The organism is Amycolatopsis acididurans (assembly GCF_012328925.1).
Classification (GTDB): domain Bacteria; phylum Actinomycetota; class Actinomycetes; order Mycobacteriales; family Pseudonocardiaceae; genus Amycolatopsis_E; species Amycolatopsis_E acididurans.
The window spans coordinates 152,768-179,426 of the sequence record NZ_JAAXLS010000004.1; the positions used below are offsets into that span (position 1 = coordinate 152,768).

At 69.7% G+C, this 26,659-nt stretch carries 27 protein-coding genes; 17 read left to right on the forward strand and 10 right to left on the reverse strand.

Annotated features, from left to right (window positions below):
* Positions 1 to 31 precede the first annotated feature (31 nt).
* The 3 genes from HFP15_RS09125 to HFP15_RS09135 all read left to right on the forward strand — a co-directional run bounded on the left by HFP15_RS09125 (position 32) and on the right by HFP15_RS09135 (position 2,204).
* Positions 32 to 640, forward strand: coding sequence for a TetR/AcrR family transcriptional regulator (locus HFP15_RS09125; RefSeq protein WP_168513576.1), 609 nt, complete (start codon positions 32 to 34; stop codon positions 638 to 640).
* Positions 641 to 668: 28 nt separating this feature from the next.
* Entirely contained in the window at positions 669 to 1,424 is a 756-nt protein-coding gene (locus HFP15_RS09130; RefSeq protein WP_168513578.1) for a DUF427 domain-containing protein, read from the forward strand.
* Between the two features lie 72 nt (positions 1,425 to 1,496).
* A complete protein-coding gene (locus HFP15_RS09135) occupies positions 1,497 to 2,204 on the forward strand; it encodes an MBL fold metallo-hydrolase (protein WP_168513580.1) in 708 nt (235 codons plus the stop codon).
* Here HFP15_RS09135 and HFP15_RS09140 read toward each other — a convergent pair.
* From HFP15_RS09140 to HFP15_RS09155, 4 genes are read right to left on the reverse strand one after another with little or no spacing between them, the layout of a single operon-like run.
* Positions 2,201 to 3,304, reverse strand: coding sequence for a glycerate kinase (locus HFP15_RS09140; protein ID WP_168513582.1), 1,104 nt, complete (start codon positions 3,302 to 3,304; stop codon positions 2,201 to 2,203). The genes HFP15_RS09135 and HFP15_RS09140 overlap by 4 nt on opposite strands.
* Positions 3,305 to 3,358: 54 nt before the next feature.
* On the reverse strand, positions 3,359 to 4,501 hold the full coding sequence (locus HFP15_RS09145; RefSeq protein WP_168513584.1) for a glutamate--cysteine ligase: 1,143 nt from the start codon (positions 4,499 to 4,501) through the stop codon (positions 3,359 to 3,361).
* Positions 4,502 to 4,969 (reverse strand): hypothetical protein, encoded by a 468-nt coding sequence (locus tag HFP15_RS09150; protein ID WP_168513586.1) that lies wholly within the window; start codon positions 4,967 to 4,969, stop codon positions 4,502 to 4,504.
* The gene (locus tag HFP15_RS09155) at positions 4,966 to 5,721 is read right to left on the reverse strand and encodes an alpha/beta hydrolase (RefSeq protein ID WP_168513588.1); all 756 of its coding nucleotides are present in this window, start codon (positions 5,719 to 5,721) and stop codon (positions 4,966 to 4,968) included. Before HFP15_RS09155 ends, HFP15_RS09150 begins: the two co-directional genes overlap by 4 nt.
* A gap of 181 nt (positions 5,722 to 5,902) precedes the next feature.
* Between HFP15_RS09155 and HFP15_RS09160 the strand changes: the two genes are divergently transcribed.
* Together HFP15_RS09160 and HFP15_RS09165 are read left to right on the forward strand one after the other, a co-directional pair.
* Entirely contained in the window at positions 5,903 to 6,664 is a 762-nt protein-coding gene (locus tag HFP15_RS09160; protein ID WP_168513590.1) for a lysophospholipid acyltransferase family protein, read from the forward strand.
* A 20-nt stretch (positions 6,665 to 6,684) separates the two neighbouring features.
* Positions 6,685 to 7,173 carry a polyadenylate-specific 3'-exoribonuclease AS gene (locus HFP15_RS09165; RefSeq protein ID WP_168513592.1) on the forward strand — a complete coding sequence of 163 codons (489 nt, stop codon included), beginning with the start codon at positions 6,685 to 6,687 and terminating at the stop codon, positions 7,171 to 7,173.
* A 276-nt stretch (positions 7,174 to 7,449) separates the two neighbouring features.
* Here the strand turns inward: HFP15_RS09165 and HFP15_RS09170 are convergent, their stop codons facing one another.
* Positions 7,450 to 8,514, reverse strand: coding sequence for a 3-deoxy-7-phosphoheptulonate synthase (locus tag HFP15_RS09170; protein ID WP_168513594.1), 1,065 nt, complete (start codon positions 8,512 to 8,514; stop codon positions 7,450 to 7,452).
* Between the two features lie 255 nt (positions 8,515 to 8,769).
* Between HFP15_RS09170 and HFP15_RS09175 the strand changes: the two genes are divergently transcribed.
* Complete coding sequence (locus HFP15_RS09175) at positions 8,770 to 9,795, forward strand: 6-phosphofructokinase (protein WP_168513596.1); 1,026 nt, start codon at positions 8,770 to 8,772, stop codon at positions 9,793 to 9,795.
* Here HFP15_RS09175 and HFP15_RS09180 read toward each other — a convergent pair.
* Positions 9,765 to 10,250, reverse strand: a complete 486-nt coding sequence (locus HFP15_RS09180) for a group II truncated hemoglobin (protein WP_168513598.1) — start codon at positions 10,248 to 10,250, stop codon at positions 9,765 to 9,767. The two genes, HFP15_RS09175 and HFP15_RS09180, sit on opposite strands and share 31 nt — an antisense overlap.
* A 65-nt stretch (positions 10,251 to 10,315) precedes the next feature.
* On the opposite strand from HFP15_RS09180, the gene HFP15_RS09185 reads away from it, so the two are divergent.
* Both HFP15_RS09185 and HFP15_RS09190 read left to right on the forward strand, forming a co-directional pair.
* Positions 10,316 to 10,657 (forward strand): winged helix-turn-helix transcriptional regulator, encoded by a 342-nt coding sequence (locus tag HFP15_RS09185; protein WP_168513962.1) that lies wholly within the window; start codon positions 10,316 to 10,318, stop codon positions 10,655 to 10,657.
* 83 nt (positions 10,658 to 10,740) lie between these two features.
* Positions 10,741 to 11,937, forward strand: coding sequence for a glycoside hydrolase family 18 protein (locus HFP15_RS09190; protein WP_168513600.1), 1,197 nt, complete (start codon positions 10,741 to 10,743; stop codon positions 11,935 to 11,937).
* Positions 11,938 to 12,014: 77 nt separating this feature from the next.
* Here HFP15_RS09190 and HFP15_RS09195 read toward each other — a convergent pair whose 3' ends face one another.
* Entirely contained in the window at positions 12,015 to 12,218 is a 204-nt protein-coding gene (locus HFP15_RS09195) for an antitoxin (protein ID WP_168513602.1), read from the reverse strand.
* 103 nt (positions 12,219 to 12,321) lie between these two features.
* Here HFP15_RS09195 and HFP15_RS09200 point away from each other — a divergent pair, with 103 nt between their 5' ends.
* The 7 genes from HFP15_RS09200 to HFP15_RS09235 all read left to right on the forward strand — a co-directional run bounded on the left by HFP15_RS09200 (position 12,322) and on the right by HFP15_RS09235 (position 20,810).
* The gene (locus HFP15_RS09200; RefSeq protein WP_168513604.1) at positions 12,322 to 12,987 is read left to right on the forward strand and encodes a DUF2461 domain-containing protein; all 666 of its coding nucleotides are present in this window, start codon (positions 12,322 to 12,324) and stop codon (positions 12,985 to 12,987) included.
* A 56-nt stretch (positions 12,988 to 13,043) separates the two neighbouring features.
* Positions 13,044 to 14,468 carry a pyruvate kinase gene (gene pyk, locus HFP15_RS09205; protein WP_168513606.1) on the forward strand — a complete coding sequence of 475 codons (1,425 nt, stop codon included), beginning with the start codon at positions 13,044 to 13,046 and terminating at the stop codon, positions 14,466 to 14,468.
* A 22-nt stretch (positions 14,469 to 14,490) separates the two neighbouring features.
* Positions 14,491 to 15,402, forward strand: coding sequence for an acyl-CoA thioesterase II (tesB, locus tag HFP15_RS09210; protein WP_168513609.1), 912 nt, complete (start codon positions 14,491 to 14,493; stop codon positions 15,400 to 15,402).
* An 864-nt stretch (positions 15,403 to 16,266) separates the two neighbouring features.
* Positions 16,267 to 17,118, forward strand: coding sequence for a helix-turn-helix domain-containing protein (locus HFP15_RS09220; RefSeq protein ID WP_168513612.1), 852 nt, complete (start codon positions 16,267 to 16,269; stop codon positions 17,116 to 17,118).
* A gap of 50 nt (positions 17,119 to 17,168) precedes the next feature.
* A complete protein-coding gene (locus HFP15_RS09225; protein ID WP_168513614.1) occupies positions 17,169 to 17,360 on the forward strand; it encodes a DUF397 domain-containing protein in 192 nt (63 codons plus the stop codon).
* 159 nt (positions 17,361 to 17,519) lie between these two features.
* Positions 17,520 to 17,717, forward strand: a complete 198-nt coding sequence (locus HFP15_RS09230) for a hypothetical protein (protein ID WP_168513616.1) — start codon at positions 17,520 to 17,522, stop codon at positions 17,715 to 17,717.
* Between the two features lie 54 nt (positions 17,718 to 17,771).
* Positions 17,772 to 20,810: a helix-turn-helix transcriptional regulator gene (locus HFP15_RS09235; protein ID WP_168513619.1), complete on the forward strand. Its 3,039-nt coding sequence runs from the start codon at positions 17,772 to 17,774 to the stop codon at positions 20,808 to 20,810.
* 49 nt (positions 20,811 to 20,859) lie between these two features.
* Here HFP15_RS09235 and HFP15_RS09240 read toward each other — a convergent pair whose 3' ends face one another.
* The 3 genes from HFP15_RS09240 to HFP15_RS09250 form a co-directional block, all read right to left on the reverse strand.
* Positions 20,860 to 22,464, reverse strand: a complete 1,605-nt coding sequence (locus HFP15_RS09240; RefSeq protein ID WP_168513621.1) for a succinic semialdehyde dehydrogenase — start codon at positions 22,462 to 22,464, stop codon at positions 20,860 to 20,862.
* Between the two features lie 67 nt (positions 22,465 to 22,531).
* Positions 22,532 to 23,332 (reverse strand): hypothetical protein, encoded by an 801-nt coding sequence (locus tag HFP15_RS09245; RefSeq protein ID WP_168513623.1) that lies wholly within the window; start codon positions 23,330 to 23,332, stop codon positions 22,532 to 22,534.
* 166 nt (positions 23,333 to 23,498) lie between these two features.
* Positions 23,499 to 24,092, reverse strand: coding sequence for a TetR/AcrR family transcriptional regulator (locus HFP15_RS09250; protein ID WP_168513625.1), 594 nt, complete (start codon positions 24,090 to 24,092; stop codon positions 23,499 to 23,501).
* 71 nt (positions 24,093 to 24,163) lie between these two features.
* Between HFP15_RS09250 and HFP15_RS09255 the strand changes: the two genes are divergently transcribed.
* Together HFP15_RS09255 and HFP15_RS09260 are read left to right on the forward strand one after the other, a co-directional pair.
* The gene (locus HFP15_RS09255) at positions 24,164 to 25,312 is read left to right on the forward strand and encodes an acyl-CoA dehydrogenase family protein (RefSeq protein WP_168513627.1); all 1,149 of its coding nucleotides are present in this window, start codon (positions 24,164 to 24,166) and stop codon (positions 25,310 to 25,312) included.
* Between the two features lie 11 nt (positions 25,313 to 25,323).
* Positions 25,324 to 26,466 carry a CaiB/BaiF CoA transferase family protein gene (locus HFP15_RS09260; RefSeq protein ID WP_168513629.1) on the forward strand — a complete coding sequence of 381 codons (1,143 nt, stop codon included), beginning with the start codon at positions 25,324 to 25,326 and terminating at the stop codon, positions 26,464 to 26,466.
* The last annotated feature ends 193 nt before the right edge of the window (positions 26,467 to 26,659 follow it).

The following is a 26,659-nucleotide window of genomic DNA, read 5'->3' on the forward strand; positions in this document are numbered from 1 at the left end:
GCATTGTGTCCAGGTCTATGCTGGGACGGTCATGAGTATCGAGGGCAAGGCCAGTGTGCGTGAGGGTGCGCGCGAACGCATCCTGACCACGGCTTATGAGCTGTTCTCCCGGCGAGGTATCCGTGACGTGGGTATCGATGAGGTGATCCGCCGGTCGGGGGTCGCGAAGGCCACGCTCTACCGGCACTTCCCGTCGAAGGACGACCTGGTGCTCGCGTTCCTCGACCGGCGCGAACAGGTGTGGACGCTCGGTTTCGTGGAGACGCGGGCGCGCGCACTCGGCACCGGCCCGCTGGAGCAGCTGCTGGCGATTTTCGACGTCTTCGACGGCTGGTTCCGCCGCCCGGAGGAGTTCGACGCCTGCTCGTTCATCAACGTGCTGCTGGAAATGGGTCCCGCGCATCCGCTCGGGCGCGCCAGCATCCGGTATCTGGGCAACATCAGGAACGTGGTGCGGAGGCTGGCCGACGAGGCCGGGCTGTGCGACACCGAAACGTTCGCGCATTCCTGGCACATCCTGATGAAGGGCTCGATCATCGCGGCCTCCGAGGGCGACCTCGACGCCGCGCTGCGGGCCAAGGAAATGGCGCGCGACCTCGTCGCGCGGCATGGGCCGGTCGCGGCCGTCGCCGGGAAATAAGGCCGCGCGCGGCGTGGTTGTGCCGGGTATGAGCACTGACACGCGGGGCCGGGTCAAGGTCGAACGAGGTGCCAAGAGGGTGCGCGTCGTGCTGGGCGGCAAGATCATCGCCGACACCACGCGCCCGCTGCTGGTCTGGGAGATTCCGTACTACCCGGCCTACTACCTGCCGCGCGAGGACATCGTGGCCGACGTGCTCGTGCCCACCGGCAAAACCGAGCACTCGCCCAGCCGTGGGGACGCGGTGATCTACGACGTCCGTGCCGGCGAGCACGAGGCGGCCGGTGCCGCCGCCGAATACCCCGAATCGCCGATCCAGGAGCTGCACGGCCACGTGCGGTTCGACTTCGCGGCGATGGATATGTGGTTCGAGGAGGACGAGGAGATCTTCGACCACCCCCGCGACCCGCATAAACGCGTGGACATCCTGGCCAGTTCGCGGCACGTGCGCATCGAGGTCGACGGCGTGACCGTCGCCGAAACGCGCAGCCCGCACCTGCTGTTCGAGACCGGACTGCCGACGCGGTACTACCTGCCGAAGACCGATGTGCGGCTGGACCTGCTGGAGCCGAGCGACACCATCACCCGCTGCCCCTACAAGGGGGAGGCGGAGTACTACTCGGTGCGCGCCGGCGGCAAGCTGCACGAGGACATCGTCTGGTACTACCGGACGCCGTTGCCGGAGAGCCAGAAGGTGCAGGGCCTGCTGTGCTTCTACGACGAGAAGGTCGACGTCTACGTGGACGGCGTGAAGCAGGAGCGTCCGAAGACGCCGTTCGCATGAGGCTCTAGGTGTGCCGGTCGTCCACCGCCACCCTCAACGGAGGCGCTGCGCGCCGCGGCTACTCTGCTTGGCATGACGGACCGCCTGTACTTCCGCCAGCTGCTGTCGGGGCGCGACTTCGCCGTCGGCGACCCGGTCGCCACCCAGATGGTGAACTTCGCCTACCTGATCGGGGACACGGAGACGCGCGAGGCGATGATCGTGGACCCGGCCTACGCGGTCGGGGATCTGCTGGACGTGCTCGCGGCCGACGACATGCGGCTCAAGGGTGTGCTGGCGACGCACCACCACCCCGATCACGTCGGCGGCAGCATGATGGGCTTCACGCTGGCCGGGCTGGCGGAACTGCTCGCCCGCGAACCGGTTCCGGTGCACGTCAACCGCAACGAGACCGAGTGGGTGCAGCGGGTCACCGGGCTGTCCGCGACGGACCTGACCGGGCACGACCACGACGACGAGGTGCGCGTCGGCGACATCCCGATCCGGCTGCTGCACACGCCGGGCCACACGCCGGGCAGCCAGTGCTTCCTGGTCGACGGCAGGCTCGTCGCCGGCGACACCCTGTTCCTCGAAGGCTGTGGCCGCACCGACTTCCCCGGCGGAGACGCCGAGGCGATGTACCACAGCCTGCGCTGGCTCGCCGGCCTCGACGGCGATCCCGTGGTGTTCCCCGGCCACCAGTACTCGGCCGCGCCCTCGGCGTCGCTGTCCTCGGTGAAGGAGAGCAACTTCGTCTACCGGCCCCGCTCGCTGGAGGAGTGGAAGACGATGTTCGCCTAAAGCCGTTCCGTGGCGACCTGCGCGGCGAGTTTCTCCAGTAGTTCCGCGGTGTTGTTCATGCAGCGGTCGAGGTCGGGCTCGATGTCGGTGAGCCCGTAGGCGCCGGAGAACCCGTGTCGCGCAAGGACTTCCGGGGCCAGCGCCTGATGCCCGGCGATCGCCACGACCGGAATGTCCCGCGCCCGCGCCGCGGCGGCGATGCCCGCCGGGCCCTTGCCGCGCAGGGTCTGCTCGTCGACGGCACCCTCACCGGTGACCACCAGGTCCGCGCCCGCCAGCTTCTGCTCGAAGCCCGTCATCTCCAGCACGACGTCGATCCCGGGACGGAACCGCGCGCCCAGTATCGCCAGCGCCGCGTAGCCGGTCCCGCCCGCCGCGCCAGCGCCGGGCAGGGACGCCGCGTCGAAGTCCACGGCCTCGGCGAACCGGCGCAGAGCCTCGTCCAGCAAGGCCACGTCCTGCGGCGTCGCGCCCTTCTGCGGCCCGTAGACCGCCGCCGCGCCGTGCTCACCGAGCAGGGGATTGTCCACGTCGCTGGCGACCACGACCGAGGCCGAGCGCACCCGGGGATCGAGCCCGTCCAGGTCCACCCGCGCCACGTCCAGCAGCGCCTTGCCGCCCGGCAGCAGGTCCACGCCGTGCGAGTCGAGCAGCCGCACGCCCAGCGCCGCCACCATGCCCGCGCCGCCGTCGGTGCTCGAACTCCCGCCGAGCCCCAGCACGATGCGCGTGCAGCCGTCGTCGAACGCGCGGCGGATCAGTTCGCCGACACCGATCGTGTTCGCGGTGAGCGGCGCGAGCTTGCCGCCCGGCAGCTGGCTGAGCCCGGACACGGCCGCGAGTTCGACGACGGCCGTGTCGCCGTGGCGCGCGTAGCCGGTGTCGACGCGTTCCCCGGTCGGCCCGGTCGCCTCGACCGGCACGAACGTGAAACCGGCCGCCACCGCCGCGGCGACCGTGCCGTCGCCCCCATCGGCGATCGGGCACTCCACCGTCTCCACGTCCGGCACCGCCAGCCGGAAACCCGCCGCTATCGCGTCCGCGACCTGTTTGGCCGGCAATGAGCCCTTGAACTTGTCCGGGGCGATGACTACGCGCATGGTGGGAGACTAGCCGTGGTGCCACATGTCTTCGCCCACGGCGGTGGACGGGTACTACCGATCCTTTCCGATCCCGTCGCGCATCTCCGCGATCAGGGACGCCACCACGGCCTTCAGGCTGCCGTTGTGCTCTCGCGCGACCGCGCGCTGCCGCTGGTAGCTGGCGCCGTAGGTCAAGATCGTCTCGACGCTCCGCAGCTCCTCGGCGCAGTCCAGCCGCCGCGCCACCGGTTCGAGCCGGTCGAGCAGGTCCAGCAGATCGTCGGTGACCAGCCGCTCGTCACCGGCCGCGTTGAGGATGATGATCGCGTCCAGCCCGTAACGGGCAGCGCGCCACTTGTTCTCCTGCACGTGCCACGGCGGCAGGGAGGGCAGCGGTTCGCCGCGGTCGAGGCGTTCGCTGAAGTCGTCGACGAGGCACTGCGTCAGGGCCGTGATCGCGGCGACCTCCTCCAGCGTCGGCAGGCCGTCGCACACACGCATCTCGATGGTGCCGAACTGCGGCGCCGGCCTGATGTCCCAGCGGATCTCGGAGAAATGATCGATCACGCCGGTGCGGAACATGTCCTCGACGTAGCTTTCCAGCTCCGCCCATTCGCGGAACTGGAACGGCAGCCCGGCGGTCGGCAGCTGCTGGAACATCAGCGCGCGGTTGGACGCGTACCCGGTGTCCTCCGCACCCCAGTACGGCGAGGACGCCGACAGCGCCTGCAAATGGGGCGCGTAGTTCAGCAGCGCGTCCAGCACCGGCAGGGCCTTGTCGCGGTGGTCGAGACCGACGTGCACATGCACGCCGTAGATCAGCATCTGCCTGCCCCACCACTGCGTGCGCTCGATCAGCTTGGCGTAACGGGCCTTGTCGGTGACTTTTTGCTGGTACCACGAGGAGAACGGGTGCGTGCCGGCGCAGAACAGCTCGACGCCCAGCGGGTCGGTCACCGAGCGCACGAGCTCCAGCGAACCGGCGAGATCGGCCGTCACCTCGCCGACCGTGCGGCACACCCCGGTGATCACCTCGACGGTGTTGAGCAGCAGCTCCTGCTTGATCTTGGGATGCTCGTCGAGGCCGTCGGGCCGGACCGCGTCGAGGATGCGCTGCGCGACCGAACGAAGTTCACCGCTGCGCCGGTCGGCCAGTGCGAGTTCCCACTCCGCCCCGACAGTCGAACGGCATGACGGGTGGAACTCGATTCGCATTCAGACCTGCGCGCCGTCACCGTCGTGCGGCGTCTGCTTGACCCGCAACAGCAGCAACGCGATCGCCGTGGCCAGCGACAGGATGCCCAGCGGGGTGCCCACCGTCGCGGACAGCCCGATCAGGTTCGGCGCGATCAGCAGGAACAGCCCGACCAGGAAGAACAACAGCACGATGAACGCACCCTTGCCGGGCCGGGGCAGCGGCGGCGGCTCGGGCGGTACGAAATGCTCGGTGTCCTCGGCCGGGTCCTCGCCCAGTACGACCTCGTCCCACTCCGAACCGCCCGCGCGCCAGGAAGGCGAATCCGGTTCGGCCGGCTTCGCGGGTTTCTCGGGCGCGGGCGGCGGCTCCGCGGCCTCGGCCGCCTCCGCCGTCGCCTCGGCGAAGACCCCCTCCGCACGCAGGTCGGCGACGATGGCCGCGAACGTCGCGTCCACGTCCTCCGGATCCGTGCCCTTCGAACTCATCGCGATCCCACCCGCTCGGCTACGAACTCGACACTGCGCTCGAAGATCGTCGGCGCGTCGTTGTCCAGTGTGGCGACGTGGAAGCTGTCCTGCAGCACCACCTCGGTGACGTCCTCCCCGCGCACCCCCTCCAGGACGATACGCGCGTTGACCGGTTCCACCACGTGGTCAACGACGGAGTGGAACAACAGTAGCGGCTGGGTCACCTTCGCGAGGTCCGCGCGCACCAGCCGCCACAGTTGCGCCAGGCTCGCCGCGGCGCGCACCGGGGTGCGCGCGTAGGCCAGCTCGGTCACGCCCGGTTTCTTGATGTCGCTCGCGATGCCCGGTACCGACGGCAGCACGCGGGAGAGCACGGGCAGCAGCTTCGCGTCCTTGCGCAGGGTCATGACCGACGGGTTGACCAGGACGAGCCCGGCGACCTGCTCGCCGAAGTCCTCGGCGAGGCGCAGCGCGAGGGTGCCGCCCATGGACTGGCCGAACACGAACACGTTCTCGCAGGTTTCGCGCAGCTGGAGAAGCTCGGTGCGCACGCAGCCGTACCAGTCGGGCCAGGTGGTGCGGTTGCACTCCTGCCACGTCGTGCCGTGTCCGGGAAGGCGCGGGCAGCGGACGGTGTAACCGTGTCCGGCGAGATGCTCACCCCAGGGCCGCATGCTCTGCGGAGTACCGGTGAACCCGTGGCACAGCAGTACCCCGGCTTCGACAGATCCGGTGTGCGAGAACGGTTCCGCTCCGGCGAGTACGGGCATACTCGTCCGCCCTTCTCCTCGGTCCTGACCGCGTCCATCGTCGCACGCGCGTGGCCGGGGCAACATGCCCGGATCGCCTGTGACATCCCGCGCAAGAGGCAAGATCCCGTTGTGCCGGGGCGGTCACGGTTCGTACTCTTGTCCGGCAGGCTGGTTTCGGCAGGTAGGAGGGCATGTCGACGTGCTGTATCGGTTGCTGAAGTATGTGCTCCTCGGCCCGCTGCTCCGGCTGCTGTGGCCCACGAAGGTCACCGGCACCGAGAACATCCCGGACACCGGTGGCGCGATCCTGGCCAGCAATCACCTCGCCGTCGCCGACTCGTTCTTCATGCCCGTGCGCGTGAGGCGGCGGGTGACGTTCCCCGCGAAGTCGGAGTACTTCACCGAGCCGGGGTTCAAGGGCAAGTTGAAGAAGTGGTTCTTCACCGGCGCCGGCCAGATCCCGATCGACCGCTCCGGTGGTTCGGCGGCGCAGGCCGCGCTGGACACCGCGATCCGGCTGCTGCGCGAGGGCAACCTGCTCGGCATCTACCCCGAGGGCACCCGGTCGCCCGACGCCCGGCTGTACAAGGGCAAGACCGGGGTCGCCCGGATCGCGCTCGAGGCCGGGGTGCCGGTGATCCCGGTGGCCATGATCGGCACCGAGAAGGTCAATCCGATCGGATCGAAGATGTGGATCCCGCGGCGGCTGGAGATCCGCTTCGGCAAGCCGCTGAACTTCTCGCGGTACGAGGGTCTCTCGGGTGACCGGTTCGTGGAGCGCTCGATCACCGACGAGATCATGTACGCGCTGATGGAGCTGTCCGGCCAGGAGTACGTGGACATCTACGCGGCGCGGGCGAAGGAACTGCTGGCCGCGGACGCCGCCGGCGTGCGCCCCGCCGTCCCGCCACAGCCCTCGGCAGCCGAGGCCGACCGGGTACCGGAGACCAGGGCCGGCTGAAGGCCGCCTAAGGTGTTTCGGTGCGCTTTTTCTACGACACCGAGTTCATCGAGGACGGCCTGACCATCGACCTCGTGTCGATCGGTGTCGTGGACGAGCGTGGCCGCGAGTTCTACGCGGTCTCGACCGACTTCGATCCGGGCAAAGCGGGCCCGTGGGTGCGCGAGAACGTGCTGCCGAAGCTGCCCTCACCGGCCGACCCGGCATGGCGCGGCCGCAAACAGATCCGGGACGATTTGCTCGGTTACTTCGGTAAGCCGCCCGGTGGAATCGAGCTGTGGGCCTGGTACGCGGCTTACGACCACGTGGCACTGGCACAACTGTGGGGCCCGATGCCCGAACTGCCACGCCAGCTTCCCCGCTTCACGCGTGACCTGCGGCAACGGTGGGAGGACGCGGGCAAGCCGAAGCTGCCCGCCCCACCCGCCGACGCCCACGACGCCCTGGCCGACGCACGGCACAACCTGGAACGCTGGCGCGCGATAAAAAACCTCCCCCTACGGGGTTAGGAAAGCGCACGGCACCAGCCGCACCAGGCCTTCACCCCGCGAGTCGGGCGTTCCCCGCGCCCGAGTCCAGACTTCCGTGCGCTCGAGTCTGGGCTTCCGTGTGCCCGAGTCCAGACTTCCGTGCGCTCGAGTCTGGCCTTCTCTGTGCGCGGTTTGGCATTCCTTGCGCACGGATTGCCCGACTCGCGCCCGCGGATTGCCCGACTCGTGCTCGCGGATTGCCCGACTCGCGCTCGCGGATCGCCCGACTCGCGGGGCGGGTTGGGGGTGGCGGGCTCAGCGACGGGCCTTGACCGCTGTGGCCAGCTCGTCCAGCAGGTCCCCGGTGGTGGGCCAGTCGGCACACGCGTCGGTGATCGACTTGCCGTAGGTCAGCTCGTTCGCATGGCCCAGTTCCAGATCCTGGCGTCCTGCCTCGAGGAAGCTTTCGATCATCACGCCGACGATGCCACGCTCACCCGCACCGATCCGCGCGGCCAGTTCGCGCACGACACCGGCCTGCCGCACGTGGTCCTTGCCGCTGTTGCCGTGGCTCGCGTCGATGATCACGCGCTCGGGCAGGCTCGCCTTCTCCAGCCGGATCAGTGTGTCCCGCACCGTGTCCTCGTCGTAGTTCGGGCCCGCCGCGCTGCCGCGCAGGATCACGTGGCAGTCCGGGTTGCCCGCGGTGGTGACCAGCGCCGCGAGCCCGTCGGAGTTGATCCCGGGGAACACGTGCGAGGCGCCGGCCGCACGGGTGGCGTCCACCGCGACCTGCACGTCGCCCTCGGTGGAGTTCTTGATTCCGACCGGCATCGACAGCGCACTGCACAGCTGCCGGTGCACCTGGCTCGCGGCGGTACGCGCGCCGATCGAACCCCAGCTCACGGTGTCCGAAATGTACTGCGGAGTGATCGGGTCGAGAAACTCGCAGCCGACGGGCAGCCCGAGGGCGGAGATGTCCAGCAGCAGTTTGCGGGCGAGCCGCAGACCCTGGTTGACGGAGAAGCTGCCGTCCAGCGCCGGATCGTTGATCAGGCCCTTCCAGCCCAGCGTGGTGCGTGGCTTCTCGAAGTACACCCGCATGATCACGTGCAGCTCCCCGCGCACCTGCTCCGCCTTCTCGGCGAGCCGGATCGCGTAGTCCAGCGCGGCCTCGGGATCGTGCACGGAGCATGGGCCGACCACGACGATGAGGCGGTCGTCGCCGCCGCCGAGCACGTCCACGGTCTGGGCGCGGCCGCGCGCGACCGTCTCGGCGACGGCGTCGGTGAGCGGGAACTCCTGGCGGAGCAGGGCGGGGGAGATCAGCGGGCTCATGCTGGTGGTCCGCTGGTTGTCCAGCGCCGCAGTGATCGACATGGCGGGGGTCTTCCTTTCGTGACCGGCCCGCCGTCATCCACCGAGCCGGTCTGTCATCCGGCTCGAGGGTGGAGGTTCAGCGCACGGCGGTCTCGCCGGCTGGCCCACCCAGGGCCGGCCCGCTAAACCAGAAATACCGCCGCACGGGGGTGACCCTACCAAAGCCCCAAACCGCTTTACCGATCAAGGGGTCACCCGGCTACTCTGGCGAGAAGAAATGTGATCCATGACAACTTCTTGGAAAGGGCTGATCAGATGCGCGTGGGGGTGCTGACCGGTGGTGGCGACTGCCCCGGTCTGAACGCGGTGATCCGCGCGGTCGTCCGCAAGGGCATCGAGATCGACGGCTGGGAGGTCGTGGGTTTCCGCAGCGGCTGGCGCGGGCCGATGACCGGGGAGAGCAGGCCGCTCGGGCTCTCCGACGTCGAGGAGATCCTCACCCGCGGCGGCACCATTCTCGGCTCGTCCCGCACCAACCCGTACAAGGAGGAGGGCGGCGTCGACAAGATCAGGGCGGTGCTCGCGGAGCAGCACATCGACGCCCTGATCGCGATCGGCGGTGAGGACACGCTCGGCGTGGCCAAGAAACTCACCGACGAAGGGCTGGGCGTCGTCGGCGTGCCCAAGACGATCGACAACGACCTCGCCGCCACCGACTACACCTTCGGCTTCGACACCGCCGTGCACATCGCGACCGAGGCGATCGACCGGCTGCGCACCACCGCCGAGTCGCACTACCGCGCCATCGTCGTCGAGGTGATGGGGCGGCACGCCGGCTGGATCGCGCTGCACTCCGGGCTCGCCGGTGGCGCGAACGTGATCCTGGTACCGGAGCGGCCGTTCTCGGTGGACCAGGTCGTGGAGTGGGTCGAGCGGCGCTTCGAGCGGATGTACGCGCCGATCATCGTGGTCGCCGAGGGTGCGCTGCCCGAGGGCGGCGCCGAGGTGCTGCAGAGCGGGGAGAAGGACGCGTTCGGGCACGTGCGGCTCGGCGGGGTCGGCACGTGGCTGGCCGAGGAGATCGCCGAGCGCACCGGCAAGGAGTCGCGGGCCGTGGTGCTCGGGCACGTGCAGCGCGGCGGCACGCCGACCGCGTACGACCGGGTGCTGGCCACCCGCTTCGGCCTGCACGCGGTCGACGCGGTGATGGACGGCGACTTCGGCACCATGGTCGCGCTGCGCGGCACCGACATCGTGCGCGTCAAGCTCGCGGAGGCCACCGCCGAACTGAAGACCGTCCCGCCGGCGCGTTACGAAGAGGCCGAGGTCTTCTTCGGCTGAGCCTGCCACGGCGGCAGGGGCCAGTCCCATTTCGGCATGGGCTCGTCGGTGGCAGGCTCGGCACCGGGCCGGGAGAAGAGCACGGCGAGCCTGCTGCCCCACTCGAGATATCCGGCGAAAGCGGCGCGGAACTCCGGATCCGAGGGCAGGTCCACGTCGTCGGCCGCGTCGAGCAGCAGCGTCACCCACCGGCGGCGCTGCTGCTCGGTGATGGCCCGCCCGAGATGACGGCCGACCATATGCCGGTGCCCGCCCCGTTCGGTGCTGTACACGGGCGGCCCGCCGAACACCTCACCGAGCCAGTCGGCCACATGCCGCGGATGCCCGGGATCCATGTCGCGGAACAGCGGTTCGAGTAGCTCGTCGGCCAGTACCTTGGCGTAGAAGGTCTCCGTCAGGCGGACCAGCGCGGGACGACCACCCGCCCAGTCGTAGAGCGTGGGCACGGAATCCATGCGTCTCACGCAACACCACGGGCCGGGGCCGGGCAAGTACGTACTTTTCGGTGCGGAGGAACGGAATGGGGCACACCTACTACTGTCCGGTCGAGCTGACGATCGACGTGATCGACGGCAAGTGGAAACCGGTGATTCTCGCGCACCTCAAGGAAGGCGTGCACCGCTACGGCGAGCTGCGGCGGCGGATGCCGGGGATCAGCGAGAAGATGCTCACCCAGCAACTGCGCGAGCTGGAAGCCGACGGCCTCGTCTCGAGGGAGGCGTTGCGGGGCACCGTGCCCCGCGTCGAGTACCGGCTCACCGAGGAGGGGCACACGCTCGGCCCGGCCCTGCAGGCGCTCTACGACTGGGGCGCGCGGCGCGCCCAGCACGCCGGTATCACCTTCGCACCCCTACCTTCGTAGGGGATATGGTCTAAACCATTTACTGCTGGTCTAGTCCATTTTATGGTGCTTTCGTCCCTTCTTCTCCAGGTCAGGGAGGAAGCATGTCCAGGCACCGTAGATCGTTCACCGCCGCGGGACTGTTCGCGGCACTGCTGATGGCCGTCACCTTCGCTCCGCCCGCGTACTCTGCGCCCGTGGGCAAGGTACTCGGCTACTTCGCCGAATGGGGCGTGTACCAGCGCAATTATCACGTCAAGAACATCGAGACCAGTGGTTCGGCGGCGAAGCTGACCCACATCAACTACGCGTTCGGCAACGTCACGAACGGCCAGTGCGCGATCGGCGACACCTACGCCGCCTACGACAAGTACTACGACGCGGCCGCCAGCGTCGACGGCGTTTCCGACACCTGGGACACCGGCGCGCTGCGCGGGAACTTCGGCCAGCTCAAGCGGCTCAAGCAGATGCATCCGGGCCTGAAGGTGCTCTATTCCTTCGGCGGCTGGACCTGGTCGAGCGGCTTCGCGCAGGCCGCGCAGAACCCCGCCGCATTCGCGGACTCCTGCTACAACCTGATCAACGATCCGCGCTGGGCGGGCGTTTTCGACGGGATCGACATCGACTGGGAGTACCCGAACGCGTGCGGTCTTTCCTGCGACACCAGCGGAGCGGCGGCCTTCAAGAACCTGATGGCGGCGTTGCGGGACAGGTTCGGCGACAAGCTCGTCACGGCGGCGATCACCGGTGACGGGACCTCCGGCGGCAAGCTCGACGCCGCGGACTACGCCGGCGCCGCGCAGTACGTCGACTGGTACAACGTCATGACCTACGACTACTTCGGCGCATGGGCGGCGAACGGGCCGACCGCGCCGCATTCGCCGCTGAACTCCTACAACGGCATCCCGACCGCGGGCTTCTACTCCGACGCGGCGATCCAGAAGCTCGAGTCGCAGGGCGTTGCCCCGGCCAAACTGTTGCTGGGCATAGGTTTTTACGGCCGCGGCTGGACCGGTGTCACCCAGGCGGCGCCGGGCGGGACGGCCACCGGTGCGGCACCGGGTACTTACGAGTCCGGCATCGAGGACTACAAGGTGCTCAAGACTCGTTGTCCCGCAACGGGAACCGTCGCCGGCACCGCATACGGCTTCTGCGGCGGCGAATGGTGGAGCTACGACACCCCGGCCACCATCGCGGGCAAGATCGGCTACGCCAAGGGACAGGGCCTCGGCGGCGCGTTCTTCTGGGAACTGTCCGGCGACACCGCCGACGGTGAACTCGTCACCGCGATGAACGGCTGAACCCCGCTGGGGGTCTTCCGGGGGCGGGTCGGGATCCCGCCCCCGGAAGACGACCGCGGGTCACCCCCTCACGGCTTCTACTCGGGCGGGGGCGGCGGCTGCTCGCCGGGCTGGTCACCCTGCTGCCGGGTGAAGCCCTTGGCCCGCTCGGCGACCTTGTCGATCTGGTCGCCGTGCTCGCCCCACTTGGACTTGGCCGCGTCCGCGGCCTTGTCGATACCCTGATCGGCCTTGTCCGAGTTCTTGCCGATCGCTTCCTTCGCCTTGTCGAACAGGTTCATCCTTGACTCCCCTTCTGTCCGTCTCGGACCCCGCAGCGGTTCCCGGCCGCCCCGGCACGCAAACCATCCGTCCCTCGATCAAGGGACGGACTATCGTGCGACCGTGAAGTTCAGCGGGTTCGGTGAGTACGCGGTGGAGTTCTACGACGGTCTGCTGGCCGACAACTCCAAGCCGTACTGGGAAGACAACCTCAAGACCTATCGCGAGGACGTGCGCGCGCCGATGGAGGCGCTGCTTGCGGAGCTGACGCCGGAGTTCGGCACGGACTTCGGCGCGGGCAAGGTGTTCCGGCCCCATCGCGACGTGCGCTTCGCCAAGGACAAGAGCCCGTACAAGACCCACTGCGGCGCGGTGATCGAGCAGGGCCGCGGCGGTGGCGCGTACTACGTGCAGATCTCCTCGGAGGGACTGCGTGTCGGCGGGGGCTGCTTCCACCTGCAGTCCGACCAGCTGGCCCGGTTCCGGCAGGCCGTCGACACCGACGTGCACGGCGGCGCGCTGGAACGAATTCTGGCGAAACTCCGCAAGTCGGGCTGGCAGATCACCGGTGACACGCTGCGGACGAAGCCGCGCGGTTTCGCCGACGGCCACCCCCGGCTGGAGCTGCTCAAGCACCGCTCGCTCTACGCCGTCAAATCCTGGGATCCCGACGACACGCTGCACGAACGTGCCTGCCTGGACCGGGTGCGCACGGCCTGGCGGCAGGTCCGCGACTTCAACGAGTGGGCACGCGATCATGTCGGCGTCAGCGAGAAGCCGCGCCGCTGACTCGATTCAGGGATCGGTACAGACGTGCGGAGCGTAAGGGGCTACGCTGTATAGACGTGAGCCGACGCGCGAAGATCGTTTGTACGCTAGGCCCCGCCACTGCGACGCAGGAGAAGGTGCGGGCCCTCGTTGACGCCGGGATGGACGTCGCGAGGATGAACTTCAGCCACGGCAGCCACGGCGACCACAAGCAGGTCTACGACCTGGTCAGGGAAGCCGCGGCTGAGACGGGCCGCGCGGTCGGGATTCTCGCCGACCTCCAAGGCCCCAAGATCCGCCTCGGCACGTTCGCCGGCGGGCCCGTGGAATGGCGCACGGGCGACACCGTGCGCATCACCGTGGAGGACGTCGCCGGTACCCATGACCGGGTCTCCACCACCTACAAGGGGCTGGCCAAGGACGCCAAACCGGGCGACCGGCTGCTGGTCGACGACGGCAAGGTCGGGCTGGTCGTCAAGGGCGTCGAAGGCCCCGACGTGGTCTGCGAGGTCACCGAGGGCGGCCCGGTCAGCAACAACAAGGGCGTCTCCCTGCCCGGCATGGACGTGTCGGTGCCCGCGCTGTCCGAGAAGGACATCGAGGACCTGGAGTTCGCGCTGGAGCTGGGCGTGGACTTCATCGCGCTCTCGTTCGTGCGCTCGCCGGCCGACATCGACCTGGTGCACCAGGTGATGGACCGGGTCGGCAAGGGCAGGCTGCCGGTCATCGCGAAGCTGGAGAAGCCCGAGGCCGTCTACAACCTCGAAGCCATCGTGCTCGCGTTCGACGGCGTCATGGTCGCCCGCGGTGACCTGGGCGTCGAGCTTCCGCTGGAGCAGGTGCCGCTGGTGCAGAAGCGCGCGATCCAGATCGCGCGGGAGAACGCCAAGCCGGTCATCGTGGCCACCCAGATGCTGGACTCGATGATCAACAACTCGCGTCCGACGCGCGCGGAAGCCTCCGACGTGGCGAATGCGGTGCTCGACGGCGCCGACGCCGTGATGCTCTCCGGCGAGACGAGCGTGGGCCGCTATCCGATCGAGACGGTTCAGACGATGGGCCGGATCGTGGAGGCGGTCGAGACCGATTCACCCACCGTGCCGCCGCTGTCGCACGTGCCGCGCACGAAGCGGGGCGTCATCTCCTACGCGGCGCGGGACATCGGCGAGCGGCTCAACGCCAAGGCGCTGGTGGCGTTCACGCAGTCCGGCGACACGGTGCGCCGTCTGGCGCGGTTGCACACGCGGCTGCCGCTGCTGGCGTTCACGCCCGAGGAGAGCGTGCGCAGCCAGCTGTCGATGACCTGGGGCACGACGACGCACATCGTGGCGAAGGTCGGCTCGACCGACCAGATGATCCAGCAGGTCGACCACGCGATGCTGGAGATGGGCCGCTACCAGCCGGGTGACCTGGTGGTCATCGTGGCCGGTTCGCCCCCGGGCACCGTCGGGTCGACCAACCTCATCCGGGTGCACCGCCTCGGTGAGGACGACCACGCCTGATGCGGGTGGTTAGTCTTCCCGCATGACTGAGCTGGCGAGGGACGCGGCCGCCGGGCTGGACACCTCGGAAGGTGCCGGTGGTCAGCCCGTGCTCGACCGTCTTGTCGCGCTGCTGGACCTGGAGAAGATCGACGAGAACATCTTCCGTGGGGTGAGCCCGGCGCAGTCGCCGGTGCGCGTGTTCGGTGGGCAGGTGGCCGGGCAGGCGCTGGTGGCCGCCGGGCGCACCGTGCCGGATGAACGGAAGGTGCACTCGCTGCACGCCTACTTCATCCGTGGCGGTGACCCCCGCATCCCCATCGTGTACGAGGTCGACCGCATTCGTGACGGCCGTTCCTTCACGACGCGCCGCGTGACGGCCGTGCAACATGGGAAGGCGATCTTCGCGCTGTCGGCGTCGTTCCAGAAGGTGGAGACGGGCATCGACCACGCCGACGAGATGCCGGACGTGCCCGCACCCGAGACCCTGCCGACGTACACCGAGCGCATGGAGGGTTACCCCGAACTGGCGGAAGCGCGACGCCGTCCCCGGCCGATCGACATCCGCTACGTGAACGACCCGCCCTGGGTGACGAGGAAGCACGGCCCGGCGGGCCCGAACAACCGGGTGTGGATGCGCGCGGACGGCACCCTGCCGGACGAGGACCTGCTGCATGTGTGCGTGCTGACCTACGCGTCGGACATGACGCTGCTCGACTCGCCACTGGCGCGGCACGGCGTGTACTGGGACGTCGATCCTGTGATCGGTGCGAGCCTGGACCACGCATTGTGGTTCCACCGCCCTTTCCGCGCCGACGAGTGGTTCCTCTACGACACGGCGTCCCCATCGGCCTCGGGCGGGCGCGGTCTGGCGACCGGCAGGTTCTTCGCCCGGGACGGCACCCTGATCGCGACCGTCGTGCAGGAAGGCCTACTGCGGCTGAGGAAGCAGTAAGGCGAGCGGCGCCGAACACCCAAGCGACGCAACCGGGCCGGGCAGCAGCACCATAGGGCAGCAGCACCGTAGGGCACGCGGCGGACGACGATGGCGAAGCCGAGTGAACGCCAGACCTCCCCCGCCCCGATCCCCAGCCGAACAACGCCGTGCGCTGCCCGAGCGCGGCGTAAAGATGCCTCCCCGGCGGGCAGGCTCCGGGATGACCCACACCTGGCGGCTTCGTTTGTTCGATGGGTGCTGAGCGCTGGGTTCTGTTTCGCTGGTACGCGGGCTCTTACCCGACCGAGTGCAGGTGGGTGGGCCTGCGGTGGCGGCTCTGCTTGCGGTGAGTGACCGCGTCTTCGATGGTGCCAAGGCGAAGTTGCACCGCGAGATAAGCGCGGCACGGGAGGCGACTGCGGCGGCGGAAGAGGAGCTTCGACCCGCGATCACGGCAGACGCGGCAGCGGCCCCGGGCGTCGGGTTCGTGTGCGGCCAGTGCTGCCCGCAAGGCGTCCGCGAGTAAGGGAATTTCGCGGCGGGCGAGGTCGGCTGCGTGGTCGGTGTCGCACAGACCAGCCGAACGGGTGAGAGTTTCAAGTCGCTGGTGTACAGAAGTCTGTAATGGGCCGACCATTGTGTCGTGTTCGAGCACGGCCGTCCTTCCGCGAATCCCTCGAAATGGTGAGGTGCTGAGCGTCGCCAGTCGACGCACGATGCAGCTTACAACCGCAATCTGCAAATTGCAGGGGCCAGTAAGTGAAACTAACCCGTTCGGGTAGGTCAGGCAGCGTCCGAACGCCGAACCGGCTGGTTAGATAGAGCGCGTCGCTGACACGACGAGCCGGGGGAATTGCGCGGACGAACGCGGAGGTGCAACACGTGAAACGGGGTCAGGGACCCACCATTCGCCGCCGCCGGCTCGCTAGCGAGTTGCGCAGGCTGCGCGAGGCCGCCGATCTGACGATCGACGAGGTCGGTGAGAAGCTCGAGTGTTCGGCATCCAAGATCAGCCGTATCGAGACCGGGCATGTCGGGGTCACTCCGCGTGACGCCAGGGACATGCTCGAGCTCTACGGCCTCACCGGCGACGAACGGGAAGCTCTGGTGCAGCTGGCCCGCGAGGCTCGCAAGCCCGGCTGGTGGCACGCGTACAAGGAAGTGTTCACCGGCACCTTCGTGGGGCTGGAGGCCGACGCGAGTTCGCTGCGCGCGTTCCAGGCGCTGCTCGTGCCCGGCTTGCTGCAAACCGAAACCTATGCACGTGCGGTGATCCGCGCGATGCGCCCGGACGCGGACGAATCGGACATCCAACGCCGTGTGGCCGCCCGCACCGCCCGCCAGGAACTGCTTTCGGACGCCAGCCCGCCCCAGTACTGGGCGGTGATCGACGAGGCCGTGTTGCACCGCGAGGTCGGCGGTCCCGAGGTGATGGCGAAGCAGGCCAACCGCCTGCTCGAACTCGGGCAGCTCACGCACGTCACCATTCAGGTGGTGCCGTTCGCGGCGGGTGCGCATCCCGGAATGGAGGGCCCGTTCCTCCTTCTCGGATTCCCCGAGCCTGCCGATCCCGACGTTGTTTATGTGGACAGCACTTCCGGCGGGTTCTTCTTGGAAGCGCCCCCCGATGTCGAGCGCTACACGTACATGTTCGATCATTTGCGTGCCGCGGCACTCAAGCCTGACGACTCGCTGGACGTCATCGCGGCGGCCGCGGAACGTTACTCACGTTGAAAAGAACCATTCAACAAGCATTGGCCGCGAGAAAGTAAGGAGCGGGGAGAATGGCGAAAACCGAATCGTCCATCGGCATCTGGCGTAAGAGCAGCTACAGCGGTGGCGGCAACGACTGTGTCGAGGTCGCGCTCTTCGCACAGCACGTGGGCGTGCGTGACTCGAAGAACCCGGACTCGGGCGCGCTGAGCGTGTCCGTGCGGGGCTGGCAGGGCCTGCTCAGCATCGTCGGCCGCGACTGACCACCCTCACGAAGGCCCCTTACACCCGCCGAGCAGGGGCAAGGCGGGAGTAAGGGGCCTTCGCGCGTCCGGGTCCACGTGATCTTCCGATGCCTGGAGTGCCCCCTCAGGACGAACCTGAGGTTCGCGGCAATGCGAACCGAGGAAGAGGGGAACTCCATGCGAAACGACTGGATCTTCGACGCCGTGCAGGCCGAGGTGGTCTACCGGACGGAGGAGCTCTACAAGGCCGGACAGGGGACCCGGCCGCTGCGGCGGCGCCGGTGGCGGCTGGGCAGGAAGCACGCGGAGATCAAGATCCCGGAACAACGGCGGCCGAGCCGGGACGAGTCGCCGTCCCGGGTCTCGGCACAGTGAGCCATGACGCTGAGCGCAAAAACAGTGGCGGAACTGTCGGTGGGGTAGGCCAGAATGCGTCTTGTGCCCCGATTAGGTTCCGGAATCCCGTTGGTCGCGCGTGTCGACGAGATACGCAGGCTCCGAGCCGGCTTCACCCGCGCCGAGCGTGGTGAGGCCGGCGCGGTGCTGTTGTCCGGGGACGCGGGGGTCGGCAAGACGCGGCTGCTGTCGGAGGTGGCCGAGTTCGCGACGGGGCGGGGCGCGCTGGTGCTCACCGGCCGGTGCCTCGACGTGCGGGAAGGCGGTCTGCCTTATCTCCCGTTCGCCGAGGCGCTCGGCCCGCTGGCCACGGCCGAGGAACCGGTGATCGCCGAGGCGGTGCGCACCCGCCCGGCGCTGGGCCGCCTGCTGCCGCTGGCCCAGGCCGGGGTGCCCGCCAGCACCGAGTACGTGGCGGTCAGCTCCGAGCACGAGGTGCCGCACCGGGCCCGGCCCGAACAGGACCTCGGTCAGCTGCAGCTGTTCGACGCGGTGCTGAGCGTGCTCACCGAGATCGCCGTGCACCAGCCCGTGTTGCTCGTGCTCGAAGACCTGCACTGGGGAGACGGTTCCACCCGCAACCTGCTGTCGTTCCTGCTGTCCCGGCTGCGGGCGCAGCGCCTGTTCGTCGTGGCGAGCTACCGCGAGGAGGACGTCTACCGGCGGCATCCGCTGCGCGGGCTGCTCGCCGAACTGGTCCGGCTGCCCGCCATCACGAGGATCGACCTGGCGCCGCTGGGCGACGCGGACGCACGGGCGTTCGTGGAGGCGCTGGCAGACGGGCCGCTCGCGCCCGAGGTCGTGGCCAGCGTCGTCGAGCGGTCCGAGGGCAACCCGTTCTTCGCCGAAGAGCTGCTGGCTTCGTGCGCCGACACCACGGATCTGCCCGCCGGGCTGGCCGAGGTGCTGCTGGCCAGGCTCGAACGGCTTTCGCCGGACGCGCGGCGCGTGCTGCGCGTCATCTCCGTCGCCGGGGAGTCGGTGTCGCACGGCGCGCTGGCCGAGGTGTCCGGCCTCGGTGAGGACGAACTGGACGAGGCGCTGCGGGAGGCCGTGCAGCATTACGTGCTGGTGGTGGAGAAGGGCGCGTACACCTTCCGGCACGCACTGCTGCAGGAGGCCGTGTACGGCGATCTGCTGCCCGGCGAGCGCACCAGGATGCACGCCGGGTACGCGGCCCGCATCCTGCGCACCCCGCAGGGCCGCGGGCACGACGCCAAGCTGGCCTACCACAGCCTGCAGAGCAAGGACCTGACCACGGCGCTGCCCGCCCTGCTCCGCGCCGCCGACGAGGCCGAGCGGCTCGGTGCGCCGGGCGCGGCGTTGCGTCATGTCGAGCAGGCCCTGGAGATCTGGGACGCGGTGCCCGAGGCCGCGCGCCCCGCCGACGTGGACGAGGGGCGGTTGCTGCACGAGGCCTCGTACTTCGCCGGCACGTCGGGTGAGCCGGAGCGGGCGATCGCGTACGCGCGCTCGGCGGTGCAGGCCCTCGGGCCCGACATCGATCCCGAACGCGCGGCGCAGAAATGGCGCAGGCTGGCCGAGGCGCTGATGAACGTCGAGGGCACCATCGACCAGGCCGTCGAGGCCATCGGCCGCGCGTGGGATCTGGTGGCCGAGCGCGCGGTGAGCAAGCCGAGGGTCTGGGTGCTGGCCACGAGGGCGGCCATCCTGCGCGGAATCGGGCGCAGGGAGGACGCGCTGTGGAGTGCGCGCACGGCGGTCGAGGACGCGCGGGCCGTGGGCACCGTCGGTGGCGAGGCCGCCGCCCTGATCACGCTGGGCGCGCTCGCCGACAACGCGGGCGACTTCACCGAGGCCCGGGCCCGGCTGCGGGAGGCCGAACGCAAGGCGCGCGAGGCGGATTCGCTCAACGTCGAGTTGCGGGCGCTGTGTTTCCTCGGCTTCAGCTACGAGGACCAGGCCCAGATCGACGAGGCCATCGAGGTTTTCGAACGCGGCATCGAGCGCGCGGAGCAGACGGGGCTGACGTGGAGCACGTACGGGCTCGAACTCCGCGCCCGGCACCTGTCGCTGCGCTATGCCAGCGGGGACTGGCCGGACGAGACGCTCACCGGCGTGCCCGCGCGCGGCGTGTCCAGCGTGCTCGCGGCGAGGATGACGGCGGCCGCGTTGCCGATCGTGGTGGCGCGCGGCCGGTTCACCGAGGCCGCGAAGCTGCTGGCGGAGCTGCGTCCGCACTGGCGCGCGGAGCCGCTGACGGCGCTCGCGGCGGGCGCGGCCGCGTCGGAGATCGCGTACTGGCAGGCGGAATACGCGACGGCGACCAAACGGCAGGCGGAGGCCTTCGACTTCCTGCGTTCCCTGGACGACGACTACCTGCTCAGCGGAATCCGGCTCGGCGCGCTGGGCATCGCGGGCGCGGTGGCGCAGGCGAAGGCCGCCCGGATCCGCAGTGACGAGAAGGCGGCGCGGGAGAGCGTCGAATCGGGAGAGGCGCTGCTCGTACTCGTGCGGCACTCTGCCGAGCACGGCCGCCCGCGGTCGAGCGCGCTAGGGCCCGAGGGCCGGGCGTGGCTGGCCAGGGCCGAGGCGGAGGCGAGCGGCCTCGGCGGTGCGGCCGATCCGGCGCGGTGGGCCGAAGCGGTGCGTGCGTTCGACTACGGCGCGGTGTACCAGCAGGCCGTGTGCCGCTGGCAGTACGCCGAGGCGCTGCTGGCCGCCTCCGCCGACCCGGACCTCGCGGCCGCCGAGCTGACCAAGGCACATGAGGTCGCGCAGCGGCTCCGGGCGATCCCCTTACGCGACGCGGTGCGCGATGTCGCCCGCCGGGCGCGCGTTTCGCTCGAGGGCGCACCGGAACCGGCGCGGGACACGGCGGTCGTCGATCCGCTGACCGACCGCGAGCGCGCGGTGCTGGAGCGCGTGGCGCTGGGACGCACCAACCGCCAGGTCGGGGACGAACTGTTCATCAGCGAGAAGACGGTCAGCGTGCACCTGTCGCGCGTGATGGCCAAACTGGGCGCGGCCCGCCGGGCGGAGGCGGTCGCGATCGCCTACGACCGCGGCCTGCTCACGAGACCCTCGAACGCCCCGGCCATGCGGATCTGACCGCGGATCCCGGTGGGCGGCCTGCCCTCGCTCCGCCCCACCGCCAGACCTACTGGACCCTGCGCAGCAGCCGCAGCCCCGTGGTCATCACGCGCGCCCACAGGCGGGGCGGCACGACCCGCGGCGGGCGCAGGCGCAGGCCGCGTTGCACGGCGATGGCCTGGGTTTCGGTGTACTTGAGCAGGCCTTCGGGGCCGTTGCGGCGGCCGTAGCCGGACTCCTTCATCCCGCCCATCGGCAGGCCGACGGTGCCGAACGTGGCCGCGTAGCCCTCGTTGACGTTCACGGTTCCCGCCTTGATCCGCGCCGCGACCGCCACACCCGCGTCGGTGTCGCCGCTCCATACGCTCGCGTTCAAGCCGTAGCTGGTGTCGTTGGCCCGCGCGATCGCGTCCTCGACGTCGGTGTAGCCGTAGATCGACACGACCGGGCCGAAGGTCTCGTCGGCGAACAGATCCATCTCCGGCGTCACGCCGGTCAGCACGGTCGGCTCGTAGAACCACGGCCCGAGATCCGGCCGCGCCCGCCCGCCGGTGAGCACCTTCGCGCCCTTCGCCCGCGCGTCCTCCACGTGCGCGGACACCGTCGCGAGCTGGTCTTCCGACGTCAGCGAGCCCATGTCCGCCCCGTACCCCAGCTCGCCGCCGAGCCGCAGCGCCTCGGTCTTGGCCACGAACGCGCGCGTGAACTCCTCCTGGATGCTCTCGTGCACGTAGATCCGCTCGACCGACACGCAGAGCTGCCCCGCGGAGGAGAAGCACGCCGCCACCGCACCCGCGGCGGCCTTCGCCACCGGCGCGTCCGGCAGCACGACCATCGGGTTCTTCCCGCCCAGCTCCATCGAGTACCCGGTCAGCCGCCCGGCGACCTGCTGCGCGAGCGACTTGCCGGTCGGCGTGGACCCCGTGAAACACAGGTAGTCCGACTCCTCCACGAGCGCGTCGCCGATCTTCGACCCGCGTCCCAGCACGATCCGCCACAGTCCGGCGGGCAGCCCGGCCTCCTCGGCCAGTTCGTGCAGCCACAACGCCGACAGCGCGGTCTGGTTGTCCGGCTTCTGCACGACCGCGTTCCCGGCCACCAGCGCGGGAAGCACGTCCATCGCGGTCAGCGCGAGGGGGTAGTTCCACGGCGAGATGATCGCTACGACGCCTTTGGGGTGTCGCAGGCGCGTGGCCTTCGTCAGCACCGGGAGCACACCGGCGACCCGTTTCGCGCCGAGAATGCGTGCGCTGTGCTTGCCGTAGTAGCCCGCGACCAGCGCCGTGGCGCTGACCTCGTCGAACGCGTCGAGGCGCGCCTTGCCGGCCTCCAGCTGCACCAGGTCGAGGATCTCGTCCTGCCGTTCCAGGATCAGCCCGTGCAGCCGGGTGAGCACCTGCTGCCGCTCCCGTGCCGGACGCGATGCCCAGGCGCGCTGGGCATCGCGTGCCTCGTCGAAGGCCTTGCGCACGTCGGCGTCGGTGGCCTGCGGCAGCGTGGCCGAGACCAGACCGGTGAACGGCGCGACGATCTCGACGGGCGCGGAGTCCTGGCCGCCGGTCGCACGGCGCACCAGCTGCGCGGCCCGCGCCGCGGATGGTGCACCGACGAATCCGCCGACGGTGGTCGGTTTGCTCGCTCCGTGGCCGGTGCTCGCGGTCGTACTCGTCATGGCCCCTCCGTTGGCGCGGCTACGTTACCGACGAGTACAGCATACCGGCGGTATGTGAGGCCAGGAGTCAGTCGCGCTGCCCCGGCGGCTCCGGCGGCCACACCGGCGGCCGCGATTCGGTGGATTCCTCGTCGGGCAGCGTTCCTTTGTACGGCGTGTCCTGCCGCGGCGGTGGCCCGTACCCCGGCGGGGGATAGGGCTGCGCGGGCGGCGGATACGCCTGCACCGGCCGCCCGTAACCGGAGGCCGCCGGCGAGATGAACCCTTGCGGGGGAGTCGCGTCGTCCGCCCGCGAGCCGCGGCCGATCGCGAGCAGACCCGCGATCAGTGCGAGCAGACCCGCTCCGCCGAGGATCCAGCCGCCGGTGCCGACATCGTAGGAGGTGAAGGCCTGCCGGGTGCTGCCCTCGGCCCCCTCGTAGCTCAGCGACGACTCCACGTCCATCGCCAGCATGAACACGGCCGCGACGGCGGCGGACGCGGCGGCGATCAGCGCGACGCGCGCGCCCGGACGCCGGGACACCATGATCGCGATGGCCGCCGCGACCAGCCCGGCCGCGATGACGCTGAGCGGAATGCCGTACAGCGCGACATGGCTGTTGGCGTAGAACTGGCCGATCGCTCCCGTCGGCTGCGGATCGAACGTGCGGCCCCACGCGGTGATGGTCATCGTCTGTTCGAGCGTGCTGCCGGAGAAGGCCCGGATCCGCAGCGACGGCAGCAGCGTGCCCACGACGATGGCCGCGGCGGTGAGCACCGCGAGCACGGCGGCGACAAGGGGACGGGCGCTGCGGCTGCGGCCCACCGGCCGCGCATGGGGCGGCGGGAAACCGGGATAGTGCGGCTGGGGAAATGGTCCTGTGCTCATCAGGGACTCCTTCGCCTTCTTCCTGCGAGGACGGCGAATCCCTGCCCGGTGTTCCACGACCGGGGTGAGCGAGATCTCTTCGTAAACAATCGTCACGGACAGCAGACGGCTTCGTCCCTGTGGGTGTCGGGGACCGGCCCGTGTGAGGGCCGGGCCGGCTCCCCGCTCAGCTCGCGTGCCGGACCGCGATCCGCTTCCACTCTTCGAGCAGCTGCTTGCGCCGGGCGGGCGCACCGCCGAGTTCGGCGTCCAGTGCGAGCCCCCGTGCGAGGTTCACGGTGAGCCAGAACAGGGTTTCCACCTGGTCGCCGGGCAGGTCCGAGGCGATCTCCAGTATGTGCGCGAGCGCGGTACGGCCCAGCGCGCGGTCGACCGGCCGGATCGCCGAGCGCAACGCCGGGTCGGTGCGGGCGGCGATCCACAGTTCGGTCGACGCGGTGGCGAGCGTGCCCGAGTAACCGGCCCACAGCATGTCGACCGCCGCCGGAATCGCGTCCACGCCACGAGGCAGCGCGCCGAGCGATTCGGCGAGCGCGTCCATCCGCTTCTTCGTCAGGTGCTCGACCGCGGCCGCCATCAGATCCGCCTTGTCCGCGAAGTGATGCTGGGCGGCACCCTTCGACACTCCGGCACGCGCACAGATCTCCTGCATCGACGACCGCGCATAGCCGAGCTCGACCAGGCACTCGACGGTCGCGTCGAGCAACGCGGTCCTGGTCTGTTCCCGGCGTTCCGCCTGTGTGCGGTGCCCTCTGGCCATTGCGCTCTCCCGGATGTACATTCCACACAGAACTTACCTTCCATTCGTAATGTTTTCTAGGAGGCCACGCCGTGCCGCTGCCGCAGCAGAAGAGTGCCTGGGCCGAGGATCTGGGCGATTTCCGTGACCTGGCCAGGACTTTCTGCCAGAAGGAGCTCGCCCCGCACCAGGACCGCTGGGCCCAGCAGAAGCACCTGGACCGCGAGGTGTGGAACAAGGCGGGCGAAATCGGCCTGCTCGCGCTGTCGATCCCCGAGGAGTACGGCGGTGGCGGCGGCACGTTCGCGCACGAGGCCGTGCTGTACGAGGAGCAGGCGCGCTCCGGTGACGGCGCGTGGGGCGTCAGCGTGCACAACGGGATCGTGGCGCACTACCTGCTCGCCTACGCCTCCGAAGAGAAGAAGAAGGAGTTCCTGCCGAAGTTCGCCAGCGGCGAGATGGTCGGCGCGATCGGCATGACCGAACCGGGCACCGGTTCGGACCTGCAGAACATCCAGACCCGCGCGGTGCGCGACGGCGACTACTACGTCATCAACGGCGCGAAGACCTTCATCACCAACGGCGGGCTCGCCGACCTCGTCGTGCTGGCCGTGAAGACGGATCCGGACGCGGGCGCACAGGGCGTCTCGCTGATCGCCGTGCCGACCGACACGCCCGGCTTCCGCCGTGGCCGGCTGCTGGACAAGGTCGGCCTGCGCGGACAGGACACCGCCGAGCTGTTCTTCGACGACGTGCGCGTGCCCGCCGCGAACCTCCTCGGTGAGCAGGAGGGGCAGGGCTTCATCCAGATGATGATGCAGCTGCCGCAGGAGCGGCTGATCATCGCGGTCACCGCCGTGGCCGGCATGGAGGCCGCGGTCGAGGCGACGATCGACTACACCAAGGAGCGCAAGGCCTTCGGCAAGCCGGTGTTCAACTTCCAGAACACCAAGTTCAAGCTCGCCGAGGCCGCCACCGAGGCCGCCGTCGCGCGGGCGTTCCTCGACCAGTGCATCGAGCGGCACCTCAAGGGCGAGCTGGACGTGCAGGGCGCCGCGATGGCGAAACTGTGGACCACCGAGCGGGTCAACAAGGTCATCGACGACTGCGTGCAGCTCTTCGGCGGCTACGGCTACATGACCGAGTACCCCATCGCGCGTGCCTGGGCCGACGTCCGGATCAGCCGGATCTTCGGCGGCACCAGCGAAATCATGAAGGAAATCATCTCCCGCACGCTGTGAGGAACGACCACATGAAGCCAGGGCCGCTTTCCGGGCTCAAGGTCGTCGAACTGGCCGGACTGGCGCCGGCCCCGTTCGCCGCGACCATGCTCGCCGACCTCGGCGCCGACGTGATCCGGGTCGACCGGGCCAAGCCCGGGCACGACGTGCTCTCCCTGCCCAACGATCCGCTGACCCGTGGCCGCCGCTGGATCGGGGTGGACACCAAGAAACCCGAGGGCGTCGAGCTCGTGCTGCGCCTGGCCGAGCGGGCCGACGTGCTGATCGAGGGTTTCCGTCCCGGGGTGGCCGAGCGCATGGGGCTGGGACCGGAGCAGGTGCACGCCCGCAACCCGCGCGTCGTCTACGGCCGGGTGACCGGCTGGGGCCAGGACGGACCGATGGCCCCGGCCGCCGGGCACGACATCAACTACATCGGCCTGTCCGGCGCGCTCGAGCCGATCGGTCGCGCCGGAGGCAAGCCGGTGCCGCCGCTGAACCTCGTCGCGGACTTCGCGGGCGGCGGGATGCTGCTGGCGATGGGCGTGCTGGCGGCGTTGCACGAACGCACGTCCTCCGGGCGCGGGCAGGTCGTGGACGCGGCCATGGTGGACGGCGCCGCGTTGCTGACCACCCAGCTGCACGGCATGCATGCCGCGGGCCTGTGGCCGGGCGAGCGGGGCACGAACCTGCTCGACACGGGCGCGCCGTTCTACGACACGTACGAGACCGCGGACGGCAAGTACGTGGCGGTCGGCGCGATCGAGATGCGGTTCTGGGGTGAGCTGGTCAAGGTGCTCGGCCTCGAAGGCGAGGACCTGCCGGCGCACCTCGACGCGCGCGAATGGCCGCGGCTGCGCGAGACCCTCGCGGCCGCGATCGGCAAGCGCACCCGCGACGAACTGGTCGCGCTCGCCGGAGGCACCGACTCGTGCCTGACGCCCGTGCTCAGTCCCTGGGAGGCCGCCGAGCATCCGCACAACGCGGCACGCGGCACGTTCGTCGACGTGGGCGGTGTCGTGCAGCCCGCGCCGGCGCCGCGCTTCGACCGGACGCCGCCGGCGACGCCCGAACCGCCACGCGAGCGGGGCGCCGACACCGAGGAAGTTCTCACCGAACTCGGTCTCGGAGCCGGGGAACTCGCCTTCCTGCGCGAGTCCGCCGTGATCGCCTGAAATGCCGGGAGGGACCCTTCGCCTGCCGTGAAGGGTCCCTCGCGGCACGCGGACTCTGCGTGTCACACGGCGGCCTCGCGCTGGTGTGGTTAGGGTGGTGAGGCCTCCCTGCCGGGTACGCAGAGTCGCGGAGCACAGCCACACGGGTGAAGTTCCAGCGAAACGCCGACGCGCCGGGCAGGATTGCGGGTAT

What these genes read in the sequence shown, in the direction of transcription:
- HFP15_RS09225 (WP_168513614.1), top strand. Translation starts at nt 17,169, where the DNA reads ATGGCGAAAACCGAATCGTCCATCGGCATCTGGCGTAAGAGCAGCTAC.
- HFP15_RS09185 (WP_168513962.1), top strand. Translation starts at nt 10,316, where the DNA reads ATGGGGCACACCTACTACTGTCCGGTCGAGCTGACGATCGACGTGATC.
- HFP15_RS09190 (WP_168513600.1), top strand. Translation starts at nt 10,741, where the DNA reads ATGTCCAGGCACCGTAGATCGTTCACCGCCGCGGGACTGTTCGCGGCA.
- HFP15_RS09175 (WP_168513596.1), top strand. Translation starts at nt 8,770, where the DNA reads ATGCGCGTGGGGGTGCTGACCGGTGGTGGCGACTGCCCCGGTCTGAAC.
- HFP15_RS09155 (WP_168513588.1), bottom strand. Translation starts at nt 5,721, where the DNA reads ATGCCCGTACTCGCCGGAGCGGAACCGTTCTCGCACACCGGATCTGTC.
- HFP15_RS09150 (WP_168513586.1), bottom strand. Translation starts at nt 4,969, where the DNA reads ATGAGTTCGAAGGGCACGGATCCGGAGGACGTGGACGCGACGTTCGCG.
- HFP15_RS09170 (WP_168513594.1), bottom strand. Translation starts at nt 8,514, where the DNA reads ATGTCGATCACTGCGGCGCTGGACAACCAGCGGACCACCAGCATGAGC.
- HFP15_RS09235 (WP_168513619.1), top strand. Translation starts at nt 17,772, where the DNA reads ATGCGTCTTGTGCCCCGATTAGGTTCCGGAATCCCGTTGGTCGCGCGT.
- HFP15_RS09180 (WP_168513598.1), bottom strand. Translation starts at nt 10,250, where the DNA reads ATGGATTCCGTGCCCACGCTCTACGACTGGGCGGGTGGTCGTCCCGCG.
- HFP15_RS09230 (WP_168513616.1), top strand. Translation starts at nt 17,520, where the DNA reads ATGCGAAACGACTGGATCTTCGACGCCGTGCAGGCCGAGGTGGTCTAC.
- HFP15_RS09240 (WP_168513621.1), bottom strand. Translation starts at nt 22,464, where the DNA reads ATGACGAGTACGACCGCGAGCACCGGCCACGGAGCGAGCAAACCGACC.
- HFP15_RS09260 (WP_168513629.1), top strand. Translation starts at nt 25,324, where the DNA reads ATGAAGCCAGGGCCGCTTTCCGGGCTCAAGGTCGTCGAACTGGCCGGA.
- HFP15_RS09145 (WP_168513584.1), bottom strand. Translation starts at nt 4,501, where the DNA reads ATGCGAATCGAGTTCCACCCGTCATGCCGTTCGACTGTCGGGGCGGAG.
- HFP15_RS09245 (WP_168513623.1), bottom strand. Translation starts at nt 23,332, where the DNA reads ATGAGCACAGGACCATTTCCCCAGCCGCACTATCCCGGTTTCCCGCCG.
- HFP15_RS09140 (WP_168513582.1), bottom strand. Translation starts at nt 3,304, where the DNA reads ATGCGCGTAGTCATCGCCCCGGACAAGTTCAAGGGCTCATTGCCGGCC.
- HFP15_RS09125 (WP_168513576.1), top strand. Translation starts at nt 32, where the DNA reads ATGAGTATCGAGGGCAAGGCCAGTGTGCGTGAGGGTGCGCGCGAACGC.
- HFP15_RS09250 (WP_168513625.1), bottom strand. Translation starts at nt 24,092, where the DNA reads ATGGCCAGAGGGCACCGCACACAGGCGGAACGCCGGGAACAGACCAGG.
- HFP15_RS09135 (WP_168513580.1), top strand. Translation starts at nt 1,497, where the DNA reads ATGACGGACCGCCTGTACTTCCGCCAGCTGCTGTCGGGGCGCGACTTC.
- HFP15_RS09195 (WP_168513602.1), bottom strand. Translation starts at nt 12,218, where the DNA reads ATGAACCTGTTCGACAAGGCGAAGGAAGCGATCGGCAAGAACTCGGAC.
- tesB (WP_168513609.1), top strand. Translation starts at nt 14,491, where the DNA reads ATGACTGAGCTGGCGAGGGACGCGGCCGCCGGGCTGGACACCTCGGAA.
- HFP15_RS09130 (WP_168513578.1), top strand. Translation starts at nt 669, where the DNA reads ATGAGCACTGACACGCGGGGCCGGGTCAAGGTCGAACGAGGTGCCAAG.